Source organism: Thermoanaerobaculia bacterium (genome assembly GCA_035717485.1).
Taxonomy (GTDB): Bacteria; Acidobacteriota; Thermoanaerobaculia; order UBA5066; family DATFVB01; genus DATFVB01.
Genome location: DASTIQ010000257.1, coordinates 1 through 6543, shown reverse-complemented (window position 1 = coordinate 6543; position 6543 = coordinate 1). Strand labels below are relative to the sequence as shown.

Genomic DNA, 6543 nt, shown 5'->3' with positions numbered 1-6543 from the left:
GGCGACTATTGTTTTCCGCGGCTGCGCGGCGCGAGACGGGATCGGTTCCCGTTGGGGTTACCACTTCGTTAATCGATTGACGAAGTCGTAGCACGGAGATGCCGCGCTGTGCGCCCCTACGATGTGCCGCCCAGGCCTGCTTCAAACCTTCCGCACGCCATCTCGCTATGTGAACGTATACGCAAGGGTGCCGGTCCTCACGACGGACGGCCCCTTGATGGTTATGGTGACAGCCCCGGAGATGCCCGGCATGAGCGGCCGAGCAGTCGAGATTCGAGAACCCCGATCTCGCAGGCCCGGTAAGGCCGCCACTGTATTTGATCGCAGACTCCATCGCGACGCGGTTCGGCACGTCGAGCGGAAGCGGCCGGCGGTGCAGGCGCATCCGAAGAGGGGTGATCGCAGCCATCGCGAGGATTCCGAGCACTGCGCCCGCCGCGAAGCCGCCCCACGAACGCGCTCCCGGTCGGCCGCGGAGGAACGCCACGAGCAGTCCGATGATCATCAGGAAGTGTCCACACGCGCCGATGACGACGGGCACGTAGCCCGGGTTCGCGGGCGCAACCGGGATTCCCGCGAGCGTCTCGAGGCCGGCGCGGATGAACCCGGTGACGAACAGGTTCGCCGTGTTCCAAGCCGCCGCAAGCATGAACGCGGCGCCGAAGAGCCACGGTCGATTTCTTCGCGCCAGCGGGATGATGGGAAGGTAGACGAGCGCCTGAAGGGCGTGTAGGAGGAGAGCCGGCGGGGCGAGCACCGTCGAATACGCGAGCGCGACCATGAAAACGGCCGCCCCAAACTGAAGCAGCCGCCCGGGCCAAGTCGCGCTGGATTCCACAATCTCCCTTACGCAAGTCGGCGGCAATCGTTCTTGGTTTCGAGAACGAGCGGAGTCCCCCTTTTCGCCACGACGGGAATTGGACAGGTTCAGGAACTCGGTGGCCGGTATCGAACGACCCCGCCGGTATGACGCGGCTCTCAGCGCATCAACTCCTTGAATCCAAGCGGCGAGCCGGTTCCAATTTTTTCTCGCTAGGGCTACCAACTCCACGCGGGTTTCATGAAATCCGATTTGGATTGAGTCGGTTCCTTTAGGCCCGGTGACACGGACACCGACACGGACACCTGAGTTCCTCGCCGCCGTTCAGTCTTGATCTCAGGGATAGAATCCTGGGCACAGGAAGATCCGACTGAGCCTTTCATCCGGCACCCGTCTCGGCCCCTACGAGATCCTCGCTCCGATCGGCGCGGGAGGCATGGGCGAGGTGTATCGGGCGAAGGATTCGAAGCTCGACCGGGAGGTCGCGGTCAAGGTGCTGCCGGAGTCGGTGGCCTCGAATCCCGACATGCTCGCCCGCTTCGAGCGCGAGGCCAAAGCCGTTGCCGCGCTCTCGCACCCGAACATCCTCGCGATCTTCGACTACGGGAGCCAGGACGGCGTGGCGTATGCGGTCATGGAGCTGCTCTCCGGCCAGACGCTTCGCGACCGCCTGGACGCGGGAGCGCTCGCGCAGAAGGTCGCCGTCGATTACGCGCTGCAGATCGCGAAGGGCCTCTCGGCCGCCCACGAGAGGGGGATCGTCCACCGGGACCTGAAGCCCGAGAACGTTTTCGTCACGAAGGACGGACACGTGAAGATCCTCGACTTCGGCCTGGCCAAGAGGACCGAGCAGAAGGCCGAAGAAGAGACGAACGCGCCGACGCAGTCGAAGGGCACCGAGCCCGGCACGGTCATGGGCACGATGGGCTACATGTCGCCCGAGCAGGTGCGGGGATACCCCGTCGATCACCGCTCCGACATCTTCGCCTTCGGGACGATCCTCTACGAGATGCTCTCGGGCAGGAGAGCGTTCAAGAGGGAAACGGCGGCAGACACGATGAGCGCGATCCTGATGCAGGAGCCGCCGGCGCTCTCCGAGCCGGGGAAAGACGTCCCGGTCGCGCTCGATCACGTCGTCCGACATTGCCTGGAAAAGGACCCGGGCAATCGATTCCAGACGGCCAAGGACATCGTCTTCGCCCTTTCGGAAGCCTCGGGCTCGACGGTCACGAGCGGCGCGCAGGCGGTGGCTCCCGCTCCCCGACGGCGGCGCATCGTCATTGCGGTCGCCGCGGCGGCCATCATCGCCGCTTTGATCGTCGCCGGCGTCTTCCTGAAGAAGCGTTCGCCCGGGCCGAGCCCTGCGGCGGCGCCCGCCACCGCAGGCGTCTCGGACCACACGATCGCCGTGCTGCCGTTTACGAACATGAGCGAGGACAAGTCAAACGAGTACTTCTCCGACGGCATCTCCGAGGACCTCTTGAACCTGCTGACGAAGGTTCCGCAGCTGCAGGTGACGGCGCGGACGTCGTCGTTCTCGTTCAAGGGCAAAGACATGAAGATCCCGGAGATCGCAAGGCAGCTGCACGTGGCGCACGTGCTGGAAGGCTCGGTCAGGAAGGCGGGCAACGAGGTGCGGGTCACGGCGCAGCTGGTCGACGCGGCCACCGACACGCAGCTCTGGTCGCAGAGCTACGACCGGAAGCTCGAAGACGTGTTCAAGATCCAGGACGAGATCGCGGCCGACGTTGTCAAGCAGCTGAAGGTCACGCTGCTCGGCGCGGCGCCGAAGGCGCGCCAGACCGATCCGGAGGCCTACGCCCTCTACCTGCAGGCCGTCCAGCTCGGACGGCAGTTCACGGCCCCGGCGTTCCAACAGTCCGACGCGCTTTTCCGCAAGGCGCTCGCGATCGATCCGCGCTACGCCCCGGCGTGGGACGGGCTGGCCCGCAACTTCGCCAACGAGACCAGCCAAGGCCTGCTGCCCAACAAAGCCGGATTTGCCCAGGCCCGTGAGGCGGCCACGAAGGCGCTCGCGATCGATCCAAACTACGCGCCGGCTAACGCCCGGCTCGGCTGGATCGCGATGTTCGGCGACAACGACCTCGCCGGCGCGGCGCGGCACTTCAACCGCGCGCTGGCGCTCGATCCGGTGGACTTGAACGTGCTCGGCAACAGCGCCACGCTGCTCATGTCTCTCGGCCGCCTGGACGAGGCGCTGGCGCTCGAGGAGGCCATCGTGCGCCGCGATCCGGTGGACGTGACCGGGCTCTCCAACCTGGGCTACCACCAGTGCATGGCCGGCCGGCTCGACGCAGCGATCGCGTCGGTGCGCACCGCGCTGAGCCTCGCTCCGGGCCGTGGCGGCGCGCACTACCAGCTCTGCGTAGCGCTGCTGCAGAAGGGCGATGCGAAGGGCGCGCTTGCGGAGATCGAGCAGGACACGAGCGAAGTCTGGAAGATGATCGGTCTGCCGATGGCGTACTACGCGCTCGGGCGCAAGGCCGACTCCGACGCCGCGCTGGCTACGCTGATCGCGAAATACGAGAAGGACGCGCCTTACAACATCGCCGCCGTCTACGCCTACCGTGGCGAGGCCGACAAGGCCTTCGAGTGGCTCGTCAAGGCAGTCGAGTACGGCGACAGCGGCTTGAACGAGATCGTGTCGGAGAGCCTCTTCGACAAGATCCACAAGGACCCGCGCTGGCTGCCGTTCCTGCGCAAGATCGGCAAGGCGCCGGAGCAGCTGGCAAAGATCGAGTTCAAGGTGACGCTGCCGAAGTAGGTGGCGCGCCGTGTACCCGCCCGGGCTGCGCTTTCCCGGCTGCCAATTCCACCCCATAGGAACGCGGAGGACTCGCTATGCTCCCCGGGGACGCGCAAGCGCGTTAGATTTTGGGGGGTCTATGCTCGACGCGATAAGCCATGTTGCCCTGGTCGTCAAGGATCCAGCCAGAACGGCTTCTCTGTTCAAAGAGTTGTTCGATGCCAAGGTCGTATCGCGCACCGATTCTGAAAGCCATGATGAAACGTTTGTCCGGCTGGGCCGAACCTGGTTCGTGCTCGTTCAAGCATCCGTGGAACGCCCGAGAACCGGTGACCACGTGGCGTTCTCGGTTTCGAAGGCCACCCTCTCGGCCTGTGCCGAAAGGCTCAAGGCCATGAACCACGAGTTCATGCTCGCCCGAGCCGATACGGCTCTTTATTTCTTCGATTACGACAACCATGTTTTCGAGCTGGACACGACGGACCTCGATTCGGACCTCGCCCAATGAAATCCAATCTTCCGGTGAGGTTCAAACGCGGACGGGCCTCGGTGAGACTGGTGGCATGGCGAATGAGCCTGACGTTTTGGCAGACGCGATCCGCAAACTCGACCCTTCCACGAGATCGAACGAGATGATGGTCCGAAGCCCTTGAGCACGCGCCTGGCCGTGGCGTGCGTCGGATGTGAGGGCGAGCGGGGATACCGGACGCGAGTGACCAGTGGGAGCTTTTCGAGCCCCTCCGAGAGCGTGATGGCCGTTCGCTGAGCTCGTTCCAATCGAAGGGCGAGAGTGTTCGGGCGTTGGTGCCTTTGATCAGCGCCAACCCCGAACTCGCAACTCTCGCCGGCCGGCGCGGGACGCACGGGGCCGGTCTCGAACCCGAAACGCTACCGGAGGAGCAGGAACGCGTGAGTCACGCCTCCCGAGACGTAGGAACCGACGACGTTGCCGAGAGCGTTGACGCCGAAGGCTCGCGTCTGCGATGCACCCGGATAATCGATGAGGGTGAGCGCGTTGGCTCTCAGCAGATAGCCGTGGGCCGCCGCGCCGACCCGATAGACGCCCACGATCTCGCCCTTGGGATTGACGTCCCACGCCTGCGTCAGGTTGGTGCCTTCGACCGTGATCACGAAGGGCGTGAACACCCCGTCGATCACCGTGTAACCTTTCGTGACGGTGCCGTCCATGTAGGACCCCACGATCATCCCGAGGTCCGGCGTCGCGCCATTGTCCATCGACCCCATCGCATCGCGCTCCTCGTAGACGCCGTTACCGGTGATCAGCCCCTTCATCGTGGTGGTCATGTTCGCATCGTGAATGCATCCGAGGATCATTCCGTCCGGAAGGATTCGCTGGGCGATCGAATGGGAGTGCGGCTGCTCGAGAGACCCGTCGAAGGATCCCGGAGCCGTGAACACTCCGTCCGTCGTCAAAAGGTATCCATGGATACCCACGGGCAGCGCGACGTCGCCGCTGACGGGCCAGTAGTTGCCGACGATTTCGCCCGTCTCGCTGATGGCGCGGGCGTCCGTCCCTTTCGCGCCCGGATAGTCGACCGTCCGGTAGCCGTCCGCCGTCAGCAGGAACCCGTGGGTGACGTTGCCGGAATCGGTGTACTGGCCGACGATGTTGCCCTGCGCGTTGATGCCGTAGGCGGTCGCCGTCGTCGCGCCGGGGGGATCGATGTTCAGATAGGCGTCGACCGGTCTCCCTTGCGCCGGCGCGCTGCCGGCGCCCACGAGCAGACACATCGCTGAGATCATGAGGAAACGTGACGATCGCATGGGGTAGCCCTCCTTCGGCTCGAGGGCTGGGCCACCCGCGGCGCGGCGGAGATCGGTTGCCGATTCGCGCCTCGACGTGGTGTTGGATTGAGCATGTCCCAGCCCGTGATGAACACGATGACGTGAATGCCGGGATCCGCGCCGTACCGAATGGCGCGTCCCGGCCGAAAGGATCGAGCCTGCCGAGCTTGCCGGAGACGACGCCGCCGCGGCGGCCGCACCGGACCGGGGAGATAGGATCCTGCGTCTCATCGCCCTTTTCATTTCGCCTCCACGGTACGCGGGGGCTCCTTCGAAGTCTTGAGATTCGTCTGAGGATCGTCTGCAATTCTGATGGCGTCGGCGACAACTCGTGTCCAGGGTTTCGGGCCTCGCTGTAAGCCGACGACCCGGGACTCTCGGGATAGAGATCAGCTGAGTGTGAGCAAGGGCTGGTTCACGGTTTCGTGACGGGGGAAGCGCGGGGATGCCGGCCGCACGGAGCCGGGGCGCTAGAATGCGAACAAGAGCGTGCGCCTGCAATTCGATGGGTTCGTCTTCGATTCGGAAACTCGCCAGCTCTCCGGGCGCGCGGGGCTCGTCCATCTTTCCCCGAAGGCCTTTCGGCTGCTGGAGATCCTTCTCGAGAGCCGCCCCCGGGCGCTGTCGAAGAAGCTGCTGCAGGAGACCCTATGGCCCGACACGTTCATCGAGGAGAGCAATCTGGCCAGCCTGGCGGCGGAAATTCGAAGAGCGTTGGACGAAGACGCCCGGGAGCCGCGGTTCGTTCGAACGGTCTACGGCTACGGATATGCGTTCTGCGGAGAAGTCCGGGATCCCGGTCCGTTGACCCCGGACGTGAGAGCGATGGCCCCGTGCCGCCTCTTCTGGGGCGAGCGCGAGATCGGCCTGAACGAAGGGGAAAACGTCCTGGGCCGGGACGCCGAAGCGACCGTCTGGATCGACTCGCTCGCCGCCTCGCGGCATCATGCGCGGATCGTGGTTTCCGGATCGGAAGCCGTGCTCGAGGACCTGGACAGCAAGAACGGCACGATCCTGAACGGGCGTCCCCTCGAGAAACCGGTGGTTCTCAAGGACGGCGACCGCATTCAGATCGCTTCGGCGGCCTTGACGTTCCGCACGTTCTCGACCACGGGGCCGACGGCGACGGCCCGCGACGTTTGAGCTCTCC

Annotated in this window: 6 protein-coding genes; 3 read left to right on the top strand and 3 right to left on the bottom strand. The window is 65.0% G+C overall.

Annotation, left to right across the window (positions count from 1 at the left end; translation table 11 throughout):
• Window positions 1–838 (bottom strand): hypothetical protein (locus VFS34_13660; GenBank protein HET9795494.1); only part of this gene is annotated, 838 nt, incomplete at its 3' end.
• A 346-nt stretch (window positions 839–1184) separates the two neighbouring features.
• On the opposite strand from VFS34_13660, the gene VFS34_13655 reads away from it, so the two are divergent.
• Both VFS34_13655 and VFS34_13650 read left to right on the top strand, forming a co-directional pair.
• Window positions 1185–3605 carry a protein kinase gene (locus tag VFS34_13655; protein ID HET9795493.1) on the top strand — a complete coding sequence of 807 codons (2421 nt, stop codon included), beginning with the start codon at window positions 1185–1187 and terminating at the stop codon, window positions 3603–3605.
• 121 nt (window positions 3606–3726) lie between these two features.
• Window positions 3727–4095, top strand: a complete 369-nt coding sequence (locus tag VFS34_13650; protein HET9795492.1) for a VOC family protein — start codon at window positions 3727–3729, stop codon at window positions 4093–4095.
• Here the strand turns inward: VFS34_13650 and VFS34_13645 are convergent.
• Complete coding sequence (locus VFS34_13645; protein HET9795491.1) at window positions 4035–4451, bottom strand: PLP-dependent transferase; 417 nt, start codon at window positions 4449–4451, stop codon at window positions 4035–4037. The genes VFS34_13650 and VFS34_13645 overlap by 61 nt on opposite strands.
• Before the next feature lie 24 nt (window positions 4452–4475).
• Window positions 4476–5339, bottom strand: a complete 864-nt coding sequence (locus VFS34_13640) for a hypothetical protein (GenBank protein HET9795490.1) — start codon at window positions 5337–5339, stop codon at window positions 4476–4478.
• 543 nt (window positions 5340–5882) lie between these two features.
• Here VFS34_13640 and VFS34_13635 point away from each other — a divergent pair.
• Window positions 5883–6536, top strand: a complete 654-nt coding sequence (locus tag VFS34_13635) for an FHA domain-containing protein (protein ID HET9795489.1) — start codon at window positions 5883–5885, stop codon at window positions 6534–6536.
• Window positions 6537–6543 lie beyond the last annotated feature (7 nt).

What these genes read in the sequence shown, in the direction of transcription:
- VFS34_13650 (HET9795492.1), top strand. Translation starts at nt 3,727, where the DNA reads ATGCTCGACGCGATAAGCCATGTTGCCCTGGTCGTCAAGGATCCAGCC.
- VFS34_13640 (HET9795490.1), bottom strand. Translation starts at nt 5,339, where the DNA reads ATGTGTCTGCTCGTGGGCGCCGGCAGCGCGCCGGCGCAAGGGAGACCG.